The 23,595-nt window shown below is 68.9% G+C and carries 23 protein-coding genes; 11 read left to right on the top strand and 12 right to left on the bottom strand.

Going from position 1 to position 23,595, the window contains the following annotated elements; translation table 11 throughout:
- Positions 1–327: 327 nt before the first annotated feature.
- Complete coding sequence (locus tag WBL05_RS01755) at positions 328–840, top strand: hypothetical protein (RefSeq protein WP_424223346.1); 513 nt, start codon at positions 328–330, stop codon at positions 838–840.
- Positions 841–865: 25 nt separating this feature from the next.
- Here the strand turns inward: WBL05_RS01755 and msrA are convergent, their stop codons facing one another.
- From msrA to WBL05_RS01735, 4 genes are read right to left on the bottom strand one after another with little or no spacing between them, the layout of a single operon-like run.
- Entirely contained in the window at positions 866–1,519 is a 654-nt protein-coding gene (gene msrA, locus WBL05_RS01750; RefSeq protein ID WP_424223345.1) for a peptide-methionine (S)-S-oxide reductase MsrA, read from the bottom strand.
- Between the two features lie 23 nt (positions 1,520–1,542).
- Positions 1,543–2,451: a patatin-like phospholipase family protein gene (locus WBL05_RS01745; RefSeq protein ID WP_424223344.1), complete on the bottom strand. Its 909-nt coding sequence runs from the start codon at positions 2,449–2,451 to the stop codon at positions 1,543–1,545.
- Complete coding sequence (locus WBL05_RS01740; protein ID WP_424223343.1) at positions 2,448–3,131, bottom strand: uracil-DNA glycosylase; 684 nt, start codon at positions 3,129–3,131, stop codon at positions 2,448–2,450. The genes WBL05_RS01745 and WBL05_RS01740 overlap by 4 nt, the downstream gene beginning before the upstream one ends.
- The gene (locus tag WBL05_RS01735) at positions 3,128–4,315 is read right to left on the bottom strand and encodes an MFS transporter (protein ID WP_424223348.1); all 1,188 of its coding nucleotides are present in this window, start codon (positions 4,313–4,315) and stop codon (positions 3,128–3,130) included. Before WBL05_RS01735 ends, WBL05_RS01740 begins: the two co-directional genes overlap by 4 nt.
- 99 nt (positions 4,316–4,414) lie before the next feature.
- Between WBL05_RS01735 and WBL05_RS01730 the strand changes: the two genes are divergently transcribed.
- Positions 4,415–5,641: an AI-2E family transporter gene (locus WBL05_RS01730; protein ID WP_424223342.1), complete on the top strand. Its 1,227-nt coding sequence runs from the start codon at positions 4,415–4,417 to the stop codon at positions 5,639–5,641.
- Positions 5,638–6,819, top strand: a complete 1,182-nt coding sequence (locus tag WBL05_RS01725) for a hypothetical protein (protein WP_424223341.1) — start codon at positions 5,638–5,640, stop codon at positions 6,817–6,819. Before WBL05_RS01730 ends, WBL05_RS01725 begins: the two co-directional genes overlap by 4 nt.
- 30 nt (positions 6,820–6,849) lie before the next feature.
- On the opposite strand, the gene greA is transcribed toward WBL05_RS01725, so the two are convergent.
- Complete coding sequence (gene greA / locus WBL05_RS01720) at positions 6,850–7,353, bottom strand: transcription elongation factor GreA (RefSeq protein ID WP_424223340.1); 504 nt, start codon at positions 7,351–7,353, stop codon at positions 6,850–6,852.
- Positions 7,354–7,454: 101 nt separating this feature from the next.
- Between greA and mca the strand changes: the two genes are divergently transcribed.
- Positions 7,455–8,390 (top strand): mycothiol conjugate amidase Mca, encoded by a 936-nt coding sequence (gene mca / locus WBL05_RS01715; protein ID WP_424223339.1) that lies wholly within the window; start codon positions 7,455–7,457, stop codon positions 8,388–8,390.
- A 15-nt stretch (positions 8,391–8,405) separates the two neighbouring features.
- Here the strand turns inward: mca and WBL05_RS01710 are convergent, their stop codons facing one another.
- Positions 8,406–9,038 (bottom strand): cysteine hydrolase, encoded by a 633-nt coding sequence (locus WBL05_RS01710; RefSeq protein WP_424223338.1) that lies wholly within the window; start codon positions 9,036–9,038, stop codon positions 8,406–8,408.
- A 70-nt stretch (positions 9,039–9,108) separates the two neighbouring features.
- Here WBL05_RS01710 and WBL05_RS01705 point away from each other — a divergent pair, with 70 nt between their 5' ends.
- From WBL05_RS01705 to WBL05_RS01695, 3 genes are read left to right on the top strand one after another with little or no spacing between them, the layout of a single operon-like run.
- A complete protein-coding gene (locus WBL05_RS01705) occupies positions 9,109–10,248 on the top strand; it encodes a metallophosphoesterase family protein (RefSeq protein WP_424223337.1) in 1,140 nt (379 codons plus the stop codon).
- Positions 10,245–12,881 carry an AAA family ATPase gene (locus WBL05_RS01700; protein ID WP_424223336.1) on the top strand — a complete coding sequence of 879 codons (2,637 nt, stop codon included), beginning with the start codon at positions 10,245–10,247 and terminating at the stop codon, positions 12,879–12,881. Before WBL05_RS01705 ends, WBL05_RS01700 begins: the two co-directional genes overlap by 4 nt.
- Positions 12,878–13,441 (top strand): GNAT family N-acetyltransferase, encoded by a 564-nt coding sequence (locus WBL05_RS01695; RefSeq protein WP_424223335.1) that lies wholly within the window; start codon positions 12,878–12,880, stop codon positions 13,439–13,441. Before WBL05_RS01700 ends, WBL05_RS01695 begins: the two co-directional genes overlap by 4 nt.
- Here the strand turns inward: WBL05_RS01695 and WBL05_RS01690 are convergent.
- The gene (locus WBL05_RS01690; protein ID WP_424223334.1) at positions 13,410–13,634 is read right to left on the bottom strand and encodes a DUF308 domain-containing protein; all 225 of its coding nucleotides are present in this window, start codon (positions 13,632–13,634) and stop codon (positions 13,410–13,412) included. The genes WBL05_RS01695 and WBL05_RS01690 overlap by 32 nt on opposite strands.
- A gap of 127 nt (positions 13,635–13,761) precedes the next feature.
- Between WBL05_RS01690 and WBL05_RS01685 the strand changes: the two genes are divergently transcribed.
- The gene (locus WBL05_RS01685; protein ID WP_424223333.1) at positions 13,762–15,819 is read left to right on the top strand and encodes a thioredoxin domain-containing protein; all 2,058 of its coding nucleotides are present in this window, start codon (positions 13,762–13,764) and stop codon (positions 15,817–15,819) included.
- Between the two features lie 7 nt (positions 15,820–15,826).
- On the opposite strand, the gene WBL05_RS01680 is transcribed toward WBL05_RS01685, so the two are convergent.
- Positions 15,827–16,618 (bottom strand): isoprenyl transferase, encoded by a 792-nt coding sequence (locus WBL05_RS01680; RefSeq protein ID WP_424223347.1) that lies wholly within the window; start codon positions 16,616–16,618, stop codon positions 15,827–15,829.
- Positions 16,619–16,788: 170 nt separating this feature from the next.
- On the opposite strand from WBL05_RS01680, the gene trhA reads away from it, so the two are divergent.
- The 3 genes from trhA (at position 16,789) to guaA (ending at position 20,042) form a co-directional block, all read left to right on the top strand.
- Positions 16,789–17,550 carry a PAQR family membrane homeostasis protein TrhA gene (gene trhA, locus WBL05_RS01675; protein WP_424223332.1) on the top strand — a complete coding sequence of 254 codons (762 nt, stop codon included), beginning with the start codon at positions 16,789–16,791 and terminating at the stop codon, positions 17,548–17,550.
- Between the two features lie 114 nt (positions 17,551–17,664).
- Entirely contained in the window at positions 17,665–19,029 is a 1,365-nt protein-coding gene (locus WBL05_RS01670; RefSeq protein ID WP_424223331.1) for a PhoH family protein, read from the top strand.
- Positions 19,030–19,058: 29 nt separating this feature from the next.
- Positions 19,059–20,042 (top strand): glutamine-hydrolyzing GMP synthase, encoded by a 984-nt coding sequence (gene guaA, locus WBL05_RS01665; RefSeq protein ID WP_424223330.1) that lies wholly within the window; start codon positions 19,059–19,061, stop codon positions 20,040–20,042.
- A gap of 31 nt (positions 20,043–20,073) precedes the next feature.
- Here guaA and WBL05_RS01660 read toward each other — a convergent pair whose 3' ends face one another.
- From WBL05_RS01660 to WBL05_RS01645, 4 genes are all read right to left on the bottom strand, one after another.
- Complete coding sequence (locus WBL05_RS01660) at positions 20,074–20,283, bottom strand: exodeoxyribonuclease VII small subunit (protein WP_424223329.1); 210 nt, start codon at positions 20,281–20,283, stop codon at positions 20,074–20,076.
- Entirely contained in the window at positions 20,280–21,512 is a 1,233-nt protein-coding gene (xseA, locus tag WBL05_RS01655; protein ID WP_424223328.1) for an exodeoxyribonuclease VII large subunit, read from the bottom strand. The genes WBL05_RS01660 and xseA overlap by 4 nt, the downstream gene beginning before the upstream one ends.
- Positions 21,512–22,495: a 4-hydroxy-3-methylbut-2-enyl diphosphate reductase gene (locus WBL05_RS01650; RefSeq protein WP_424223327.1), complete on the bottom strand. Its 984-nt coding sequence runs from the start codon at positions 22,493–22,495 to the stop codon at positions 21,512–21,514. Before WBL05_RS01650 ends, xseA begins: the two co-directional genes overlap by 1 nt.
- Before the next feature lie 35 nt (positions 22,496–22,530).
- Positions 22,531–23,595 (bottom strand): DNA recombination protein RmuC (locus tag WBL05_RS01645; protein ID WP_424223326.1); only part of this gene is annotated, 1,065 nt, incomplete at its 5' end.

Below are 23,595 nucleotides of genomic sequence, written 5' to 3'. Positions count from 1 at the left end.
CGCTGGTCGACCAGCGGTCGGCAGATCCGGTGGGCGACTACCTACGTGGATTGGCTGCCATCGAAGCGGCTGCCCGTGGTTGTCGGGTCTTGGTGCCCGGTCACGGCTCGATCGCCCAGGACGCCGGAATCGGGGCGCGAATCGCCTTCGACCGGGCTCGGGTGCGGTCCCATCCGTAGCGGTGGGGGATGAATCCTGGATGCGCGTATATCATATCCGCACTAAGTACATGAGCGTATCCGGTAAGAAACGGATAACGATTACGTAACGATGTGGTGGTGAGGGCGCCGAATGTTACCATGAGGGTTCAGAAAGGAGGTGTTCGACATGCCCCAGACTCTCCTGCCCCGTCGCGAAAACCGAACCAGGGCTCTCCCCCCCGAGCATCGCAGCGGTGCGGCTCGTCCCATCGAGAACCGCGGCTCCAGCTATGAGGTCTATCGAGGCACAGTCGCCGGATTCCATGGCCTGAGGATCGTCCAGCGCTGGCGCTGCCGCGATGACTGGTACACCGACTGGGACTGCCTCCTGGCAAACGGGGTGATGCTGTACAGCGTCGCGCCCGAGCACATCGCCACAATGAAGAGCACCGCCCTGATCTGCTGCTGCTGCCTGCACTGGGCCGAGAACCGGGACAACTTCGAATGCCGGTTCCTCCAGAACCACGGTGAGAACGACCACCCCATGGGCCTGTGCGCCAACATCAGCCGATCGGCGACCCCGTTCTACGACGTCGACGAACTGGTCGCGATCCCAGCAATGGACGCCCCCTACAGCCGCTGCGACGGCTGCGGCGGGATGGTGGACGAACGGTCCCTGCTCTACGAGGTCGCAGCCTGACCGGGCGGAATTTGCTGCAACCCCATCAGGCCGAGGCCTCGCAGCGAACTCCGGTCGAGTGCACCGGGCAGTACCCGTGCGGAACCCGCACCAGGTACTGCTGGTGGTACTCCTCGGCGTAGTAGAACGGCCAGTCACCGGCAGGCTCCAGCTGGGTGCTGAGCGCGCCGTACCCAGCGTGCGCGAAGGCCCGCTCAGCGTCCGCGTAGACCTGGCGGGCCTTCGCGTGCTGCGCCTGGTCCACCGGGAACAGCGCCGAGCGGTACTGCGTGCCGACGTCGTTGCCCTGCCGGAAGCCCTGGGTGGGGTCGTGGGCCTCGAAGAACTGCCGCACCAGTTGCTCGTAGCTGACCTGCCCGGGATCGAAGCAGACCCGCACCGTCTCGGCGTGCCCGGTGCGTCCCGAACAGACCTCTTCGTAGGTCGGGTTGGGGGTGAAACCGCCCTGGTAGCCGACGGCCGTGTTGGTCACGCCCGGGGTCTGCCAGAACATCTTCTCCTCACCCCAGAAGCAGCCAAGGGCGAAGTAGGCGACCTGGGAGCCCTCCGGCACCGCGTCGACCGGGATGTTGAAGACCAGGTGCAGCGGGGCCGTCGCCCCGAGGACCGAGGTGCTGCGGCCGGGCAGCGCGTGGGCGCGGGTGACCATGGACGGGGCGGAGCGGAACAGGAATCCCATGCCTTCGAGGGTACCCAGCGCTGCTACATGCCGAACTCGTCGAACTTCTCCTGCGCCAGTTCGCGGCCGACCGCGATTATCCGGCTGGCCTCATCGAAGTCGAGGATGGTGCCGAGTTCGGCCGGCACCTCGATGTGCACGTCGGGCGGGTTCACCGAGATCCTGGTGGCCTGGATCCGGGCCTGCATGACGTCCAGCGCCATCGTCATCATGTCGGTCAGGTCGAGGTTGTTGGGCAGTGGGTCAAAGACGTCGTTCGGGTCGTCATCGGGCAGTTTCTGCCTGGTCGGCAGCGCTTCGACGATGCGCTCGCCGAGCCGGGTGAGCGGGCCGGGCTCGGGCTGGGCGTCGGACGACAGCTCGATCGCCCCGCCCGACCACTGGCCGGGCCGCTTGGCGAACAGCGAGACCGCCAAGGTCAGGTCGGCGTCCAACCGCAGCGAGGTCTCCACCGGCAACGGGTTGAGCAGGCCGCCGTCGGCCAGCAGCCGGCCCTTCAGCATCACCGGGGTGAACACGGTCGGGATCGCGATGGACGCCCGGATCGCGGCCAGCAGCGGCCCCTCGTGGAACCAGATCTCCCGCCGCGACAGCAGGTCGGTGGCGACGGCGGTGTAGGGGATCGGCAGTTCCTCGATCCGCACGTCGCCGATCACCCGGCGCAGCAGCGACATCAGCCGGTCGCCGGTGATGAACCCGGGCCCGCCCAGGCCCGGCCGCAGCATCCGCCACAGGTCGAGCCGGGTCAGCGACAGGGCCAGGTTGGTGGCGTCCGACAGCCGGCCAGCGGCGTACGCGCCACCCACCAGCGCACCCATGGACGAGCCACTGATCGCCACCACCTCGTGGCCACGCGCCTCGATCTCCTGCAGAACGCCGATGTGGGCGTAACCCCGGGCGCCGCCAGAGCCGAGCACCAGTGAGATCTTCATCGCAGCTCCCAGTCGATCGGTTGGCCACCCATCGCCGCCAGGGCGCGATTGGCTCGACTGAACGGTCGGGAGCCGAAGAATCCGGCGTGCGCCGACAGCGGCGAAGGATGCGCCGACTCGATCACCGGGACGTCCGCCGACCTCAGCAGCGGGGTCAGGGTCTGGGCGTCGCGTCCCCACAGGATGGCCACCAGCGGCCCACCGCGGTGGACGACCGCCTCGATCGCGGCCTGGGTGACCGGTTCCCAGCCCTTGCCGCGGTGGCTGGCCGGACGCCCCGGCTGCACCGTGAGGCAGCGGTTCAGCAACAGCACCCCCTGCTCGAACCACCGGGTGAGGTCACCGTGCGGGGCGGGGCCGACGCCCAGATCATCGTGCAGTTCGCGGTAGATGTTCACCAGACTCCTGGGCAGTGGACGCACCCCGGCGTCCACCGCGAAGCACAGCCCGATCGGGTGCCCCGGCGCCGGGTACGGGTCCTGCCCGACCAGCAGCACCCTGACGTCGGCCATCGGACGGCTGAACGCCCGCAGCACCTGGTGGCCGGCCGGCAGGTAACCGCGGCCGGCGGCCAGTTCGGCGCGCAGGAAGTCGCCCATCTGATGGATGCGTTCCTGCTGGTCAGCCAGCGCCTGCGCCCAGTCGGGCGCCATCAGTTCTGTCAGGGGACGAACGCTCACGACTGAACGCTACCTTCGTCGCCCGGCAGCCGGGTGCGGGTGCCGGCAGTCAGCAGGCTCACCGCCAGCATCAGCACAGCGCCGACCCCGAAGGCCACCGGAAGCGGGTAGCTGTCGGCCAGCGCGCCCGCGGCCAGTGGTCCGATGATCGACCCGAGGTCGGAGTGCATCTGGAAGACCGCCACCGGGGTGCCGCCGGTGCCGCCGGTGACGTCGCCGACGATGGCGGTCGGGGAGGTGGACAGCGCCGCCGAACCCAACCCGAACACGCACAGCGCAACGGTCAGCAGCGCGATGTTGGGGGCGAACGGGATCAGCGCCGACGACACCCCACAGGCGAGCAGACCAGCCACCAGGACGGGTTTGCGGCCCCAGGTGTCGGTCAGCCGCCCAACCGGCTGCAGGGCCAGCGCCTGCGCCACCGCGGCGATCGCGAACGAGATGCCCGTCCAGGTCGGCTCCTGGTTGAGCACCTCGACCACCAACAGCGGCACCAACGTCGAGCGCGCGCCCTGGGCCTGCCAGCCTGAGGTGAAGTTGGCCCAGCAGGCCACCCGGTAGCGGGCCTGCCGCCAGACCTGCCGCAGACTCATGTCACGGGCGCCGCCGTGATCGGCCGGACGCACCGAGGGGCGGCTGAGCATCATCAACCCCACCCCGCCGGCCAGCACCAGGGTGAACGCGTAGAAGAAGAAGGGCGCCCGGATCGAGATCGCTGCCAGCACCCCGCCGATCGCCGGGCCCGCCATGCCGCCGAGCAGGAAGCCGCCCGAATAGAGGGCACTGGCCCGGCCACGCTGCGACGAGTCGACACTGGCCAGCAGCAGCACCATTGCGGAGACGCTGAACATCGCCGACCCGATGCCGCCCACCCCGCGCAGCACCAGCAGTTGCGGATAACTCTGCGCCAGCCCCGCCCCGGCGGTGCTGAGCGCGACGATACCAATGCCGACACCCAGCGCCACCCGCTCTCCGATCAGCCGGTTGATGGCGCCGCACAACGGGCTGGTCATGAACCTCATCAGCGCGAACGCGCTGATCACCGCGCCGACCGCGAACTGGGTGACGCCGAAGCTGCGCGCGAACACCGGCAGCACCGGCACCATGACACCGAACCCCACCGCAACCAGGAACGCCACCGCCGACAGCACCAGCACATCCCGGGGCAGGTTCGTGGTCGACATTCGCTGCACGCCCAACAGGCTATCCAGCCCCCGATGACCCCGGCCACGGCGGTTGGTGAGCGTATGCTGAGCGCTGACCTAGCCCCGAAGGACGCCACGATGCCCGCAACGTCAGGACCCAGGCCGGCCGAGGATCCCCTCGCCGACCAACCGGACGAGATCCGGTACACCCCGCTCTGGTTACGCGTGTTCGCCGGCTGGAGTTGGCGGCTGCTGCTGGTGGCCGGCACGCTCTTCTTGATCTGGCAGATCGGCTCGTACCTGGGTCAGATCACCGTCCCGCTGTTGCTGGCACTGCTGATCACCTCCGGCCTGCAGCAGCCCACCAACTGGCTCAACGAACACGGCCTGCCCCGCTGGGCGGCTTCGGTGCTGATGCTGCTCGCGCTGGTACTGGTGCTGATCGGCCTGCTCGGTGTGGTGGGCGCCCAGATCGCCATCCAGTGGCCGCAGCTCACCCAGGCCGCCGGTCAGGGTTCGCGGGCGCTGCTGGAATGGCTGGGCACCGGTCCGCTGCAGATCAGCCAGGAGCAGGTGCAGCAGTGGCTCGACCAGGCGGGCGCCTACATCCAGAACTCGGCGCAGGAGATAGCCGGCACCCTGGCCGCCGCCGGCACCCGGGTCGGCGCCTTCTTCGCCGGGCTGGCAACCTGCCTGTTCGCCACCTTCTTCTTCCTCAAGGACGGCCGCCGGATCACCGGCGCCTTCGAGAAGGTGCTGCCCGACTACGCGTTGAGCCGCATCCGGCCGTCGGTGCGCGGCGGCTGGGAGTCGCTCAGCTCCTACGTCCGGGCCGCGGTGATCGTGGCCGGCATCGACGGTATCGGTGCCGGCCTGGGTGCCCTCATCCTGGGTTCGAACCTGTTCCTGGCCATCACGGCGTTCACCTTCGTCTGTTCGTTCATCCCGCTGTTGGGTGCGGTGATCGCCGGGGCGGTGTCGACCATCGTGGTGCTGGTGACACTCGGGCCGGTCAAGGCGGTGATCATGCTGGTCATCTTCGTGCTGGTGATGAATATTGAGGCCAACGTGCTGCAGCCGTTGCTGCTGGGCCGGGCGGTCGAGATCCATCCGCTGCTGGTGCTGCTGGGCATCTCGGCCGGCGCCATCGTGGCCGGTGTTGCCGGAGCCCTGTTCGCGATCCCGGCCGTGGCCTTTGCCACCGGCTGCATCCGCGGCGCCGAGGGTGTCTTCGCGTCCGACGACAAGGGGCAACGGCGGGCCAACCTGCCGCGGCTGCGGCCGTCCGGCCAGCAGGGGGATATCCCGGAAAGGTCCGGATCCTGGTTCAAGTTGCCCCGACCCGCGTCTAGAGTCGACTCATGAGCGATCCCGCCGAGCTGAACCGCGTCCTTGAAGACCTTGCCAGCGGCAATATCTCGGCCGCCCGGGCGGCCGAACTGATCCCGGACCTGAACGCCCGGGCGGGCGGCCGGCGCCTCGACCCGGAGGCCCTCTACGACACCCCGCCGGCACGGGCCATGCGCGAGGACGAGCCGGCCGAGCCCGAACCGGCCACGCCACCGGTGTACGGGCAGCCGGTCTACGGCTCCGAACCATCCGATCAGGCGGGCGTCGGCGAGCAGGCACCCGTCGGGGAGCCGACCGCCGACGCGTCCGGCGAAGAGGGCGCCGAGACGACCGAATCCGGCCGCACGGCCGAGGACGACTTCGTCATGTTCAGCCTGCAGATGGGTGACGTGGCGGCCACCGCCGGGGAGGTGCTCAAGGAGGCCGGTGATTTCGCACGCGGGGCGTTCGAGCGGCTGGGCCAGTTCGCCAGCAGCGTGATCCCGGACGTCGGGCCGCGCCCGGCCGGCCCGTCCACCGAGCCCACCGAGCAGCGAGCAACCCCCCCGCCCACCGGCGCCCATGGCGTCGAACGGCTGGTGCTGCGCTCGGTCGGTCGACGCGTCCGCCTGATCGGCGACCCCAAGGTGGGCACCATCGCCGTCGACGGACCGCACACCCTGCGCAAGCAGGGCGTCACCCTGGAGGTCACCACCGAGGGTGAGGTGGGCCTCAACTTCGACAGCTTCAGCATCGTGCGGCCGCCCCGCTCGGTCGAAGACCTACGGGCCCTCGGCTTCGGCAAGGAACTGGTGGTGCGGGTCAACCCGGCGATCGTGGTGGACGCCGAGGTGACCGGCAGCCGGCTGGCCACCTCGGGTGTGCCGCGGCTCGGCAAGATCCGGGTCAGCGCCGGTGGTGCCGAACTGGAGGGAGTGGTCGAGGTGTCCGACGCATTGGTGCAGGCCGGCGGGGCGACCATCTCCGGCCCGATCAGTGCCGGCCGCTCGCGCGTCCGGGTCGAGTCCGGCAACCTGACGGTGCGGCTGACCCCCGGCGCTAACGTCACGATCCGCTCGCAGGTGCAGCTGGGACGGGTCAGCTGGCCCGGCGAGACCCACGGCGAGTTGAACGAGTACGTGGTGGGTAACGGCTCAGCCCAGCTGGAGCTCAGCGTGGTGATGGGGCGCGCGGTCGTCCGCGTCCAGGACTGACCGACCAGATCGCGGGCCGAGGCCTGCCGCTCAGCCCCTGAAGGGTGCCACGTTGATGATGGTGACCTCGATGGTCCTGCCGGTAGGTGCCTGGTAGCTGACCGAGTCCCCCCTGGATGCGCCCAGGACTGCCGAACCGAGCGGCGACTGGGGGCTGAAGACGTGGGTGTCGATGTCGGCATCCAGGCCGAGCATCTCGCGGGAGCCGAGCAGGAACTGTTCGGTGTCATCCTCGTCGTCGAAGTACGCCACCGTGACCAGCGTGCCGACCGAGACCTTGTCCGGGTCGGTGGGGGCCTCGCCCACCTTGGCGGTGCGCAGCATCTCCTCGAGCTGGGCGATCCGGCCCTCCATCTGCCCCTGCTCCTCACGAGCGGCGTGGTAGCCGCCGTTCTCCGACAGGTCACCCTCCTCGCGGGCCGCGGCGATCTTCGCCGATACCTGCGGGCGGCCCACGGTCTTGAGGTGGTCCAGTTCCTCCAGCAGCAGCTCGTATGCCTCTGTGGTCAACCACACCGTCTCTTGCTCAACCATCCCGTCATTCTAACCACCGAGGTTCCAGCCCCCTCTGCCAGCCGCCGCAGCGGGCCGTCCGGGTTGCCATCTGGTTGCTGTCCCTGTGCAAAATGGTTGGCATGTCCGTTCCGCTATCCGCCCAGGCAGCAAACGGTGAGCAGTTGCGCCTGTTGCACGTGCACGCCCATCCTGACGACGAGTCCTCCAAGGGCGCGGCCACCAGCGCCAAGTACGTGGCCGAGGGTGTGCGGGTGGTGGTGGCGACCTGCACCGGAGGTGAACGCGGATCGGTGCTGAACCCGCAGATGGACCGCCCGGAGGTCTGGGAGAACATGGCGGAGGTCCGGCAGGCGGAGATGGCCAGGGCGCGCGAGATCCTCGGTGTCGAGCACTACTCGCTGGGATTCATCGACTCCGGCCTGCCCGAGGGCGACCCGGTACCGGAGCTCCCGGAGGGATCGTTCGCCTCGCTGAACCCGACCGAGGCGGCCGAGCCGCTGGTCGAGGTGATTCGTATGGTGCGGCCGCAGGTGCTGACCACCTACGACGAGCAGGGCGGCTACCCGCACCCGGACCACATCCAGTGCCACCGGGTCAGCGTCGAGGCGCTCAGGCTGGCGGCGGACTCGTCCTACCGGCCAGACCTGGGTGAGCCGTGGTCGGTGCTCAAGGTCTACTACCAGATGGGTTTCCACCGGCTGCGCTACGCCGCGCTGGACGAGGCGCTGCACGAGCACGGCATGGACTCCCCGTACTCGGAGCGGCTGGCGAACTGGGAGGATCTGCACTACGAACGGCGGATCACCACCCGGGTGCCGTGCGCCGAGTACTTCCAGGTTCGGGACGACGCCCTGCGCGCCCACGCCTCCCAGATCGACCCGAACGGCATCTGGTTCTCGGTGCCGCTGGAGATCCAGGCCAAGGCGTGGCCGACCGAGGACTGGCAACTGGTCTTCAGCGCGGTGCCCACGGTGATCCCCGAGGGCGACCTGTTCTCGGGATTACGGCCCACCGTGCCGGGCGCGACCGACCCGTCCGACCTGTGGGTCATCTAGCCGACTGGCCGCCGCTCAGTAGCCCCGGCTGGAATCGGTGACCTCGGCGCCGGACAACTCGGCCAGGAACTCGTGGCTGGTCATCGGCCGGGAGAACATCGGGTAGTCGTACTTGATCGCGTTGGCGTGCTCCTCGGCGCTGGTGGCGCCGACGCAGTCGGTGAGGGTGACCACGTCGTAACCCCGCTCGTAGGCGCTTCGCATCGTCGACTCGACGCAGCAGTTGGTCAGGAATCCGCCGAGCGCCACCCGGTCGATGCCCTTGCTGCGCAGGATGAAGTCGAGGTTGGTGCTGGCGAACGCGTCCAGGCCCCGCTTGCCCTCGACGATGATGTCCTGATCGGCCGGGGTCATCTCCTCGGCGATCTCGGCGCCCCAACTGCCAGCGACGAAGGCGGTCGAGTCCACCACCCCGGCGAGGATCCCGTAGGGGTGGTTGGTGATCTCGTTGTAGCCCTCCTTGAACGAGATCGGGATGTGAATGATGGTGGCGCCGGCCTCGCGGGCGGCATCGGCCAGGGCGGCCGAGTTGGCCAACATCTTCGTCTGCTCCATGGTGCCGGCCACTGCATCGTGCAGGGCGCCGCCCGCAGTGGTGAAGTCGTTCTGGTACTCGATGAACAATACGGCGGTCTTCGGTGATGTCATGAGAACAGTCAACACGAAACGCCGGACGCCGGAGTCAGGAATTGTCAGTGCACGTCCATAGGCTCACTGCATGATCCGCTTCCTGCACAGTTCCGACTGGCAACTCGGGATGACCAGGCACTACCTCAGCGCCGAGGCGCAGGCCAGGTTCACCGCCGATCGCATCAACGTCATCCGGCGGATCGGTGCGGTTGCCCAACAGCGCGGGGCGCAGTTCATCGTGGTGGCCGGCGACGTCTTCGAGCACGCGAACCTGCCCCCGGCCGACGTTGCCCGGGCGTTGGACGCTATGGGTGAGGTCGACGTCCCGATCTACCTGCTGCCGGGCAACCACGACCCGCTGGGGGCGTCGTCGATCTACCGCAATCCGCAGTTCGTGGCGACAAAGCCGTCGTCGGTGCACGTGCTCGACCGGGTCGGCGCGGTTCGGGTGGCCGATCGGGTCGAGTTGCTGGCGGCACCCTGGTTCGGCAAGCACCCCGAATCCGACCCGGTGGTCGACGCGCTCGCCGGTGTGCAGTCCGACGGGACGACCCGCATCCTGGTCGGTCACGGCATGCTGTCGGGCCTCACCTATGGCGACGACGAATCGGCCACCGAGATCCGGCGCGAACCGCTGGAGCAGGCTCTGGCCGCCGGCGCGATCCACTACGTTGCACTGGGCGACCGGCACATCCGCTGGCCGGCCGACGGCCACGGGGCCATTCAGTACTCCGGGTCACCGGAGTCGACCAGCTTCCACGAACCCGGGCTGGGGCAGGTGCTCGAGGTCGAGATCACCGCCGGACGGCCGCGTGTGACCCCGCACACGGTCGGCTGCTGGCGCCACCTGCTGCTCGAACGCGACCTGTCCACCGACGCCGACCTCGACCAGCTGGGGACGGAGTTGGCCGGGCTGCCGAGAAAGGAGTGCACGATCGTGAAGCACGCGTTGCGCGGCACGCTCAACCTGCGCCAGGCCGCCCGGCTGGACGCGCTGCTCGAACGCTACGGTGAGGTGTTCGCCAGCCTGGCACGCTGGCAGCGGCACAGCAACATCGCGGTGCTGGCCGACGAGGCAGAGTACGACGAGCTGCCCGTCACCGGGTACCTGCGAACAGCAGTTGACCAGTTGCAGAACCAGTCGCGCCGCGGCGACGACGATGCCGCAGAAGCGTTGAAGTTGCTGTACCGGCTGGCCAGCCCGACTTTCGCTGGAGGTGCCAGGTGAGGCTGCACAGGCTCAGGCTGGAGAACTTCAAGGGCGTCCGGGCCCGCGAGGTGACTTTCCCCGAAGCCGGGGTGGTGGTGATCTCCGGCGACAACGAGGTAGGCAAGACCTCGATGGTCGAGGCGCTCGACCTGTTGCTGGAGTTCACCCATACCTCGAAGCACCGAAAGGTGAAGGCGGCCCAACCGATCGGCGAGGACGTCGGCGTCACCGTCGAGGTCGAGGTCACCATCGGCGACGAGCGCGTGGTCATCACCCGCACGTGGCTGAAGCGGCCGGGCACCACCGTGCGGTTCGACAGCGGACCACGACGCGGTGAGGTGCTGGCCGGTGATCCCGCCTGCGATGCACTCGACCAGCTCTGGAAGGCCAGCGATACCACCTTGTGGAGCGCGCTGCGGCTGATGCAGGCCACCGGGCTCGAGCAGCAACTGCTCAGCGGATCGGCCAGCCTCACCAGGGCGCTGCAATCGGCGGCGGGCGGCGAGCTGATCGACGCCGACGGCAGCCGGTGCCTGCTGGAGGCGGTGAAGAGCGAGGTCGACCGCTACTTCACCCCCTCCCGCCAGCCCAACCGCGACTACAAGCAGGTGACCGACCGAGCCGAGCGGGCCCGCTCGGCACCGCAGGACGCCCGCGTCCGGCTGTGCGAACTCGACGGTAAGCGCGTCGAGCTGGACCAGTTGACCGAGAAAGTGGCGCACCGGGAGCAGTCGCTGGCCAGGGCGACCGCCGAGTATCGCAGGCTTGAGCAGCGCCGCACCGCGGTACGCGACGCCCAGACCGCCGAGACGACTGCCAGGCATCGGGTGGAGACCGCCGGCCACCTGGCCGACCAGGCGGCAGCCGCTCTCACGGCGCGGACCAGACTCGTCGACGAACTCGGGCGTGCCGTGGCAGAGGTCACAGAGCTGACCGCCCGCCGAGAGCAGCAGAAGCAGGTGCTGGAGCCGATCCAGCAGCAGCTCGCCGACGCCAGGCAGGCCCACCAGGGGGCCACCGCATCCGATCAGGCTGCCGACCGAGCACTCGAGCTCGCCCACGCCGACTGTGAGCAACTGCGACGACTGGCCGAGCTCGACCGCCTGACACAGGTGCTGACGAGAGCCGACGAGTTGCGCAACACGATCTCTCGGCTCGAGGTTGCCACCGGCACACCACTGACCGCCGAACTTGTCGAGCAACTCGCGCAGGCTGATGCAGAACTGTCCAGTTGCCTGGCCAGATTGCAGGTCAGCAGCGCCCAACTGGTGGTGACCGCCCTGGACGAGGGCCGCGAGCTGCTGGTCGACGGCCAGCCCCGTCAGGTCGACGTGGCCCGCCCGTGGCAGGCCTCGGTCACCGAACCGGTCGACCTGGAGTTACCCGGGCAGTGGCGAATCGCTGTCTTCCCGGCCCAGACCACCGAACTGCGAGCGGCGGCCGAGCAGGCCCGGGAACGGCTGGACGAGATGCTCGCCGCCGCCGGGGTCGACAGCGCCCGGACGGCCCGCCAGGAATGGACCCGGCTGGCCGAACTGCGAACCGAACTCGATCACGTCCGGCAGCGCCGCAGGGAGCTGCTGGCCGCAGCCAGCGAGGCCGACCTGCGCGACCAGTGCTCCGAGCTGCGCACGACGACCGACCACTACGACGCCACCCGCTCAGGTGCAGCTGCGCGACCGTCCGACCGGTCGGCCGCCGACCTGGCCCTGCAGCTGGCCACCGAGCAACGCAACCGTGCGCGCGAATCCTGCACACAGGCATCCGGACGGCTGCAGAAGGTCAGCCAGGAGTACGACGCCCAGAAGCGGTTGCTCGACGAGCTGAGCACCGATCTCCTCATCGCCCAGCGCCGGCTTGAGCAGCTCCGGCACGAACTGGCCGACCAGCGGGGCTGCGTCGACGACGATCAACTGGCCTGCGCCGCCCAGCAGGCACAGACCGCCCGGGACGAGGCCGAGAAGCAGTGGCAGTCGCGTCGCCAGCAACTGGCCGACCTGGACGCCGAACACGTCCTGGCCGAGGCAGCGGCTGCCAGGGACAACGTCACCGGGCTCGAACAGCTGCTGGCCGATACCCGTGAACAGCGCAGCCGGCTGGCGGGGGAGCTGGAAGGCCTGAACGCCGACCGACTGCAACAGCAGGCCGACGCCGCCGAAACCGAGCTCGAGACCGCCACCGCCGCCGCCGAGTCCATCGGACGCCGGGCCCGGGCTGCGCTGCGGCTGGAGCAGGTTCTGCTGGCGGAGCAGGAACTCGCCCAACGCTGCTACGTCGAGCCGTTCCGGGCGGCCATCGTGGAGCTGGGCCGGGCGCTGTACGGCGATCCGGGCTTCGACGTCCGGGTCGCCGCCGACCTGCAGGTCACCCAGCGCTACCTGAACAACGAGTGGGTCAACTTCGACTGGTTGTCCACCGGCGCGAAGGAGCAGTTGGTGATCCTGATCAGGCTCGCCACCGCGCAACTGGTGAACCCCGACGACCGGGTGCCGGTGCTGCTGGACGATGCGCTCGGCTATTCCGACCAGTCCCGGCTGCGGCGGATGTGGACCGCGCTGCGCAGGGCGGGGGAGGAGTCCCAGGTGATTGTCCTGACCGCCAACCCCGAACGGTACGCCGGCATGGGCCAGTTGAGCAGGATCGAGCTGTGAGGCCAACCTGGCCGCCGACGCAGCCCAGCATCACCGGTGGTCAGTTGGCGCTGCGCCCTTGGCAGGCATCGGACGCCGAAGTGGTCGCCACCGCCTGCCAGGACCCGCTGATCCAGCGGTACACCCGGGTTCCGGTGCCCTACCTGATCTCCGACGCCCAGGAGTTCATCCGGACCAGCGCCGATGCCTGGGCGTCCGGCGCCGAGGCCAACTACGCCGTCGTCGAGCACCGGCAGGTGGTGGGTGCGATCTCGTTGATGTCGTTCGACCACCAGCAGGCCACCGCCGAGATCGGCTACTGGGTCGCGCCGTGGGCCAGGGGACGCGGCATCGCCCGAACCGCCATCGGCATGATCGCCGATTGGGGTGCCGGCGAGCTTGGCCTGCAACGATTCCTGCTGCAGATCGAGGACGAGAACGTCGCTTCTGTGGCCGCCGCGCTGGCCGCTGGAGCGGTTCGATCGGGTGAGGTCGCAGAGGCGGAGGTACGCGGCACGGCCAGGGGGCTGCGCCAATACTGGCTGGGCGTCAGCGGAGCTGCGCATCCTCGGCCTGCTTGACCCTGCTGCGCAGACCCAGCGCCGCGATGATGCTGCCGACGCCCCAGACGATCGCCGCGATCGCGATCATGATCACGAAGGCACCCAGCACCAGGCCCGGCACCACCAGCACGATGGCGGTGACGCCGAAGGCGATGGCGATGATGCCGCGGACCAGCAGCCACGGCCACGAAAGCTGGGTGAAATTGATCACGAAGCCTCCTGGGGGCAATACTCGATGATTTATAAAAGGGCCTATTGATTATCAACTAAATAGTTCCCGCGATATTCCGGTGACACATTTCGTGGAGGTTCACCGGCCATCTGGCAGGCTTGACCCCATGCCTAACCGACTTGTGTCCGCAACCAGCCAGTACCTGCGCCAGCACGCCGAGAACCCGGTCGACTGGTGGCCGTGGGGTCCGGCCGCCTTCGCCGAGGCGGCCCGGCGCAATGTGCCGGTGATGGTCAGCATCGGGTACTCGTCGTGCCACTGGTGCCACGTGATGGCCCGGGAGTCGTTCGCCGACCCCGCGATCGGGGCGCTGGTGAACGAGCACTTCGTCGCCATCAAGGTCGACCGCGAGGAGCACCCCGATGTCGACCAGGTGTTCATGCGCGCCACCCAGGCCCTCACCGGGCAGGGCGGCTGGCCGATGACGATCTTCTGCACCCCGACCGGTGAGCCGTTCTTCGCCGGCACCTACTTCCCGCCGCAGCCTCGTGGTGGGTTGCCGTCGTTCCGCCAACTGGTCGAGGCGATGGCGCAGGTGTGGGCCGAACGCCGCCAGGAGGCGGTCGACACCGCGGCCACCATCGTCCAGCAGATCGCAGAACTGGACCGGCCGCCGGCCGCCGTCGGCGAAGGCAGCCTCGTCCCGCACCGGCTGCTCACCGCGGTGCACAGCCAGTTCGACCCCGAGCACGGCGGCTGGGGTGGCGCGCCCAAGTTCCCGCAGGCGCCGCTGTTGGACGCGCTGTTGGTGCGAACCGACCCCCTCGGCAACGGCCGTGCCCTGTACACCCTGGAGTCGATGGCCCGCGGTGGCATCCACGACCAGCTGGGTGGGGGCTTCCACCGCTACTCGGTGGATGCCGGTTGGGAGGTGCCGCACTTCGAGAAGATGCTCTACGACAATGCCCTGCTGCTCGGCACCTACACTCGCGGCTGGCTGCGGGCCACCCCGGACGATGGCACCGAGCAACGCGAGCTGTTCGAGCGGGTGGTGCGGGGCATCGTGGGTTGGCTGGCCGAGGAGATGCTGCTGCCCGGCGGCGGGTTCGCCGCCAGCCTGGACGCCGATTCTCTCGACGACTCCGGCGAGCATGCTGAGGGGGCTTTCTACCTGTGGAGCCCGCAGCAGTTCGACGAGTACCTGGGCAAGGACTCCAAATTCGCTCAGGGGGTCTTCCACGTCACCCACGGCGGGAACCTGCCGATGGGTGCCCATGCCCCCACCGATGGCAGCGGACTGTCCACGCTGCAACTGCACGGCAATCCGCACCCCGGCCGATTGGCCAACGTCATCGCGGTGCTGAAGGCGATCCGCGCCCGCCGGCCGCGGCCTGACCGGGACGACAAGGTGGTGACCGCCTGGAACGGTCTGCTCGTCGAGTCGCTGACCCGGGCCGCCATGGTCTTCGGCGAGCCGGACTGGCTGGACCTGGCCGCTGGAGCCGCCAGTTACCTGTGGAACCGGCACTGGGACGCCGAGCGGCGGGTGCTCACCCGGGTGACCAACGGCCCCGACGGCGTCGCCGCCGACTACGCCGCGGCCGCGATCGGGTTCGTCCAGTTGGCCGGCGCCCTGGGCGATGCTGAGTGGCTGGCCCGGGCGATCGTGCTACTGGAGCGGGCGGTCGAGCTGTTCGCCGCCGACGACGGCGGGTTGCACGACGCAGTCGCCACCGACGAGCTGTTCGAACGGCCGCGCCGACTGGATGACGAGGCCACCCCCAGCGCCACCTCCCTGCTGGTGGTCGCGCTCCGGGTGGCCGGTCGGCTGGCCGATCGTGCCGACCTGGTGGACCTGGCGGACGCCGCCCTGGCCACCCTGTTCCCGGTGCTCGCGGTCTCGCCACGATTCGCGGGCTGGGGCCTCGCAGAGTTGCTGTCCGACGCCGAGGCGGCCCGCGGCTGGGGCCCGGCCGAGGTCGTGATCGTGGACGACTCGGGTGAGGCGATGGCCGAGTTGACCCGCGCCGCCTGGCGGCTGGCCCCGTGGGGAAGCGTGGTGGTCTCGGCGCCCACCTGCAGCCAGGGCTTCGGTGACCTGTTCACCGGGCGTGGCCAGCGTGACGGCCGTGCCACTGCCTACGTGTGCCGGGGGATGACCTGCCAGGCACCAACCACCGACTGGGCAGACCTGCGTCCGCTGCTGTGGGGGCTGGCGCACTGAGACCCGGTCAGGTACCGAACCGTCGCTCCCGCTCGGAGTACGAACGCAGGGCGCGGTAGAAGTCGACCTTCCGGAAGTCTGGCCACAGCGCCTCGCAGAAGTAGAACTCGCTGTGCGCCGACTGCCACATCAGGAAACCGCTGAGGCGCTGCTCGCCGCTGGTCCGGATGATCAGGTCGGGGTCGGGCTGGCCACGGGTGTACAGGTGTTGGGAGATCTGGTCGGTCTCCAGGGATTCGGCGAGCGAGTCCAGGGTGGTGCCCTTGCGGGCCTCCTCGGCCAGCAAGGAACGCATCGCATCGCGCAACTCGTGGCGTCCCCCGTAACTGACTGCCACGTTGATGTGCATCCCCTGCACGTGCTCGGTGTCGGCCGCCGCCCGCTCCAGATCGGCCGCGCAGCCGGCGGGCAGCAACCCCAGGTCGCCGACCACCATCACCCGGTACTTGCCGGTGGCGGCCAAGTCGGCCACCAGGTGCACGATCACCTCCAGTAGCGGCACCAGTTCCTCGTCGCGGGAGCGCTGCAGGTTGTCGGTCGACAGCACCCACAGGGTGACCACCTGGATGCCCACCTCCTCGCACCACTGCACGAACTGCCGCAGCTTGTCGGCGCCGGCCTGGTAGCCGACCTCAAGGGACTGGCCCGGGGCGTTCAACCTCGCCCACCGTCGGTTGCCGTCGGCCAGCACCGCGACGTGACAGGGCAGCGCCGACGGCTCGAACTGGCTGCGCAGCCGGTTCTCGTAGAACCGGTACATCACCCGGGCCAGACCCCGGGGCGCGTGGTCGAGCAGCATGGTGACCGCATCCTCAACGGCGTTGATCACCTTCTTGGCCATGTGGCGAAGCGTAGCGACCGAGCCGCCGGGCGACGCGAACCGACCGCAAGCCCCGGGTGGTCCTGCCACCTGCTGGGCCGACTCCGCAACCCGATGGCGAGTTGGTGGCGCCGGGTTAGCTTGGATCCATGAACTCGGACTCGTGTGGGACGGCCACCCCGGCTCCCGGACGCGACGAACCAGCATCGTCCCGCCGGCGCGGCGACACTACCACTCACTCACCGCCCGGAGCAGCCATTCCGCCTGCATCGGCCACGGGGGCCGCTGCCAAGCCGCGGCTACGGGGAATGCTGCACCTGATCGGCACCCCGATAATGCTGGTTGCCGGCCTGGCTGCCATCGTCGTCGCCGACACCGTGCTGTTGCGGATCGGCTGTGCGGTCTGGACGCTCACCGCGCTGATGCTGTTCGGCCACTCCGCGATCTACCACCGCGGCACCTGGACCGAGCGGGTGGCGCAGCTGCTGCGTCGCATCGACCACTCGAACATTGCGATCTTCATCGCCGGGACCTACACGCCGTTGGCGCTGGCGTTGCTGGACGGCACCTCCAGGGTGGTGCTGCTGGCGGTCATCTGGGGTTGTGCACTGGCCGAGGTACTGTTCCGGACGCTGTGGCTGGGCGCGCCCCGCTGGTTGTACGTCGCGCTGTACATCGCGATGGGTTGGGTGGCGCTGTTCTGGCTGCCCAGCTTCTGGACGACCGGCGGCCCGGTCGTCGTGGTGCTGCTGATCGTCGGCGGGCTGTTCTACTCGCTGGGTGCGGTGGTCTACGCCCTGAAGCGCCCCAACCCAAGCCCTGAGTGGTTCGGCTTCCACGAGGTCTTCCACGCCGGGACGATCCTCGGCGCGCTGTGCCACTGGGTGGCGATCATGTTCGCTGTCACCTGAGCCGCAGCAGCAGCGCGGGGCTCAGCCGGCCCGGCAGCAAAGCGGCAGTGAACACTTGGCCAACACACGGTCCCGCCTACCGGATCCGTCAGGCGGGACGTCTAGCGTCATGGCATGGAGCGAGGAATCGATGTACTGGCCCTGGGCCAGGTCGAAGTCCAGCCGAGTGCAGGGCCGAACGCCAACCCCACCCAAGCCTCCACCACCTTCGTGGTGGACACCTCGGTGCTGTTGAGCGATCCCCGGGCCTTCTTGCGCTTCGCCGAGCACGACGTGATCCTGCCCATCGTGGTGATCACCGAGCTGGAGGCCAAGCGGCACCATCCCGAACTCGGCTACTTCGCCCGGTCGGCACTGCGACTGCTGGACGACCTGCGGCAAACCCATGGCCGGCTCGACCAGCCCATCCGGGTCAACTCCGAGGGCGGTCGCCTGCACGTCGAGCTGAACCACACCGACCTTGACCGGCTGCCGAACGGGTTCCGGCTGGGTGACAACGACACCCGCATCCTCGCGGTTGCGCTGAACTACGCCCACGAGGGCCATAACGTGGTGCTGGTGAGCAAGGACCTGCCGATGCGGGTGAAGGCGGCCGCGATGGGCTTGGAGGCCCAGGAGTACCGCAACGAGCAGGTCCAGGACTCCGGTTGGACCGGGATGGCCACCATCGAGGTCGAATCGGCGGTGGTCGACCAGATCTTCCAGTCCGGATCGGTGACCATCCCACAGGCCGCGGAACTGGTGGTCAACTCCGGTGTCGTGCTGCGCTCACCCAGCAGTGCGGCGCTGGGCCGGCGGATGCCCGACGGACGCATCAAGGCGATCCGCACCGATCTGGAGGCGTTCGGAGTGCACGGCCGCAGCGCCGAGCAACGCGTCGCGCTCGACCTGCTGCTCGACCCATCGGTCGGCATCGTCAGCCTCGGCGGCCGGGCCGGCACCGGCAAGTCGGCGATGGCGTTGTGCGCGGGTCTGGAGCTGGTGATGGAACGCCACCAGTTCGCCAAGGTGATGGTCTTCCGGCCACTGTTCGCGGTCGGCGGGCAGGACCTCGGGTTCCTCCCGGGCAGCGAGGGCGAGAAGATGACTCCGTGGGGACAGGCGGTGCACGACACCCTCAGCTCGGTGACCAGCAGATACGTCATCGATGAGCTCGAGCAGCGCGAGATGCTCGAGGTGCTGCCGTTGACCCACATCCGTGGCCGCTCGCTGCACGACGCGTTCGTTATCGTGGATGAGGCTCAGTCACTGGAACGCAACGTCCTGCTGACCGTGCTGAGTCGGATCGGCCAGAACTCCCGGGTGGTGCTCACCCACGACATCGCCCAACGGGACAATTTGCGGGTCGGACGCCACGACGGGGTCGCGGCGGTGGTGGAGAAGCTGAAGGGCAACCCGCTGTTCGCGCACGTCACCCTGACCAGATCGGAGAGGTCTCCGATCGCAGCGCTGGTCACCGAGATGCTCGAGGAGTTGTAGCCCAGATCGGTGCCCTAGCATTGGCGGTCATGGAGCGACAGTCACTGACCAGCCGGACCGGGTTCGAGGGCGCGATCGAGCAGTACATCGACGTGATGGTCGAACAGGTCCGTCAGCAGGTCGGTGACAAGCGGGTTCTCTGCGCACTGTCGGGTGGGGTGGACAGCTCGGTGTGCGCGGCCATTGTGCACAGGGCGGTCGGCGACCAGCTCAGCTGCATCTTCGTCGACCACGGCCTGATGCGGGAAGGTGAGCCCGAGATGGTGCGCGACCTGTTCGGCAATCACTTCGGCATGCACCTGATCATGGTGGACGCGCAGGACCGTTTCTTCGAAAGGCTGGCCGGCGTCGCCGACCCGGAGGCCAAGCGCAAGATCATCGGCGAGGAGTTCATCCGGGTCTTCGAGGATGAGGCCGCCAGGCTTGGCCGGATCGATTACCTGGTGCAGGGCACCATCTACCCCGACATCCTGGAGTCCAGCTCCGACAACGGTGTGGTGAAATCACACCACAACGTCGGTGGGCTGCCCGACGACTTCGACTTCGAGCTGGTCGAGCCAGTGAAGTACCTGTTCAAGGACGAGGTCCGGGTGGCCGGCGAACTGCTCGGCCTGCCGCACCGGATGGTCTGGCGCCAGCCGTTCCCCGGCCCCGGGCTCGGGGTGCGGGTGGTCGGCGAACTGACCCGCGACACCGTCCGGATGGTGCGGGAATCCGACGCGATCTTCCGCGACGAGATCGCGCAGGCCGGCCTCTCCCAGCAGATCTGGCAGTACTTCACCGTCTGCCCGGGCGGACGCGCGGTGGGTGTGGTGGACGGCGCCCGCACCTACGGCCACGCGATCGTCCTGCGGGCGGTGAACAGCGTGGACGCGATGACAGCCGACGTCGCCGAGCTCCCCTACGACCTGCTGAAGCGGATCACGCTGCGGATCATCAATGAGGTGGCCGGGGTGACCCGGGTGATGTACGACACGACCCCCAAGCCGCCCGGCACCATCGAGTGGGAGTAGGTTCGCCCGTCCCCTCCGCCCGGCGCGGCCGCTACCGGGGTTGGGCGGCCTGCCGGGCGGTCTCGACCTTCGCCTTCGCACCGTCCAGCCACTGCTGGCAGATCGCGGCGAGCTTCTCGCCACGCTCCCACAGCTGCATCGACTCCGCCAGCGGGACGCCGCCGGACTCCAGCCGGGTGACCACTTCCTGCAACTGCTGGCGGGCCTGTTCGTAGCCGATCTCGGGTTCGGGTGAGCTCATCTTGCCTCCTGGTAGTCGACCTCGACGACGACCTGCCCGTCCGACAGGTACAGCAACAACTGGTCACCGGCATCCACGTCGGCGACCGAGGTGACCGAGTTGCCCTCGGCGTCCGCCACGACGGCGTAGCCGCGTTCGAGAGTGGCCTTGGGCGACATCGTGCGCACCGATCGCAACGCATGCGCGATGGCGGTCTGCTCGTCCGCCAGCCGCCGGTCGATCGCCCGTTCCAGCCGTCCCCGGGCGCCGTCCAACCATTCCTGGTGGGCGACGAACCCGCCGGTCGGGTCGCGCAGCACCGGCCGGGACCGCAGCAGGTCGAGGGACTGCTGCTCGCCGGTGAGCCGGCTGATGATGCACTGCCGCAGCCGCCCAACCAGGCTGCGAACCTGTTCGGCCTGCTCTCGAGCGTCGGGGACGACGTGCTTGGCGGCATCGGTTGGGGTGGACGCCCGTAGGTCGGCGACCAGATCGACGATCGGGCTGTCCGGCTCGTGGCCGATCGCGCTGACCACCGGGGTGCCGCTCGCCGCAACCGCGCGGACCAGCCCTTCGTCGCTGAACGGCAGCAGGTCCTCCAGCGAGCCACCGCCACGGGCGACGATGATGACGTCCACCTCCGGGTCGGCGTCCAGCTCGGCCAGCCCGCGCATCACGTCGGCGGCGGCGTCCGGCCCCTGCACCAGGGCGTGCCGCGTCCGCAGCCGGGCGGCCGGCCAGCGGCGCCGGATGTTCTCGCAGACGTCCCGTTCGGCGGCGCTGCCCGCACCGGTGATCAACCCGATCACCCGGGGCAGGAACGGCAGCCGCTTCTTGCGTACCGGGTCGAACAGGCCCTCGGCCTGCAGCTTGCGCTTCAGTTGCTCGAGTTGGACGAGCAGCCGGCCCTCACCGGCGATCCGCAGCTCGGCGCACTCGAAGGACAGGCTGGCGTCCTTCGACCACAGCCGCGGAGTGATGCAGGCCACCACGGTCATGCCCTCGGTGAGCGGTCCGGCGGCGTCCAGCACCACCGAACTGCAGGTGATGCGGGCGGAGTTGTCACTGCGGGAGTCGCGCAGGGTCAGGAACTGGGTGGGAGCGGCGCGGCGGCGCAGCTCGATCACCTGGCCCTGCACCCAGATCCAGCCGCAGCGCTCGATCCAGCCCTTGACCTGTCCGATGACGGCGCCGAGGGGCTGCGGGTTCTCGGCGGAGTTCCGTGCCGTACTTGGGGGGCCAGCAGCCATCAACGCTGCCGGCTTCGACTGTCATGTGGCCGCAGCTGCGGCGGCAGCGAGAAGGTGAGCGATTCCTCTACCAGCCGTTCCTCGACCGCCGGCGGGTACCCGAACTCGACCAGGCGCTGCAGTACGCCGTCGACCAGCGACTCCGGCACCGAGGCGCCCGAGGTGACCCCGATGTCGGTGACGCCGGTGAACCAGGCCGGATCAAGCTCCGACGCGTTGTCGACGCGGTGGGCTGCCTTCGCCCCGGCATCCAGCGCCACCTCGACCAGGCGCACCGAGTTGGACGAGTTCTGCGAACCGACCACGATCATCAGGTCGGAGTGGGCGGCGATCTGCTTCACCGCATCCTGCCGGTTCTGGGTGGCGTAGCAGATGTCGTCGGACGGCGGGTCGACCAGCTTCGGGAACCGTTCCCGCAACCGCTCCACGGTCATGGCGGTCTCGTCGACGCTCAGGGTGGTCTGGGACAGCCAGGCCACCGGCTGGTCGGTGGGCAGTTCGACGTTGTCGACGTCGTCGGGGTGCTCGATCAGGGTGATCCGGTCGGGGGCCTCACCGCTGGTGCCCTCGACCTCTTCGTGGCCGTCGTGCCCGATCAGCAGGATCGGCAGGCCCTGGGCGGCGAACCGCTTGGCCTCGTTGTGCACCTTCGTCACCAACGGGCAGGTGGCGTCGATGGTGCGCAGGCCACGGGTCTTCGCCTCGGCGCGCACTGCCGGTGAGATGCCGTGCGCGGAGAAGATGACCAGCGCGTCGTCCGGCACCTCGTCAAGCTCCTCGACGAAGATGGCCCCCCGGGCCTCCAGTTCTTCGACAACGTGCTTGTTGTGCACGATCTGTTTGCGCACGTAGACCGGGGCGCCGTAGCGTTCCAGCGCCTTCTCCACGGTCACCACGGCCCGGTCGACACCGGCGCAATAGCCGCGCGGGGCGGCCACCACGACACGCTTGCCGTTGGACACCTGCTGGTCTGGTTCGGTCATGGCTGCCAGTCTAGGTGGCCCGGGTAGCGGCCCCATCAACCCAGTTGCCGCAAAGCGGCCGGACGCGGTGCCTGCTCTTCGTCAACCAGTTCGGCGATCTCGGGCTGCCGGGGGGCGATCTGGTCGAGCTCGCCGCGGATTACGCGATCGCGGCCGCGCCCGGGGTCAGGTTCGGCCGCGGCGTCGGCCAACAACTCCGGGGCGCTCATCAGCTTTGCTGACTCGTCCACCCCCTTCAGCCGTTCCAGCTCCTTGTCGGTGACCCGCAGGTCGCGCAGCCTGCGGGCGCTGACCAGCACCCGGCCCTCCAGCGAGCCAAGTGTCGCGTTGTAGGCGTTGACCGACGACTGCAGGGAGCGGCCGAGCCTGCTGAAGTGGCCGCCCATGGTGCTCAGCCGGTCGTGGAGTTCGCGTCCTAGGGTGAAGACCTCGGCCGCCGAGTCGGCCAGTGCGGCCTGCTTCCAGCCGTAGGCGACCGCCCGCAGCATCCCGATCAACGTCGTCGGGGTGGCCAGGATGATGTTCCTCCCGGCGGCGTACTCGTGCAGGTCTGGACGCTGCGTCAGTGCTTCGGCGGCCAGGGCCTCGTTGGGGATGAACAGCACCACGAACTCCGGGGAGTGCGAATCAACCTTCCAGTACTCCTTCGCCGACAGCTTGTCGATGTGCCCCTTGACGTGCTCGCCGAACTGCTGCAGCTTCGCCTGGCGGTCGGGGTCGGAGCCGGCCTCCATCGCGTCCAGGTAGGCGGCCAACGGCACCTTGGAGTCGACGTAGACGAACTTGTCGCCCCCGAGCATCACCTTCAGGTCGGGCCGGATCCGGGCGTCCGCGGAAGTGACGTCGCTGGCCTGCTCGTAGAAGTCACAGTGGTCGAGCATGCCGGAGACCTCGACCACTCGCCGCAGCTGCAGCTCACCCCAGGCGCCCCGCACCTGCGGTCGCCGCAGCGCGGTGGACAGTGCATACGTCTCTCGCCGCAGATTCTCGCTGGCGGCCACCACGGTGCTGACCTGTTCCCGCAGGCTGGCCGCCAGCTGGCTGCGTTCCTTCTCGACCTGGGTGATCCGTTCGTTGAGCTGCGACAGGCTCTTTTCGAC

This window comes from Brooklawnia sp., from assembly GCF_049651565.1.
GTDB lineage: Bacteria > Actinomycetota > Actinomycetes > Propionibacteriales > Propionibacteriaceae > Brooklawnia.
Note: the sequence above shows the minus strand (reverse complement) of the source record. Positions and strands in the feature narration are given on the sequence as shown.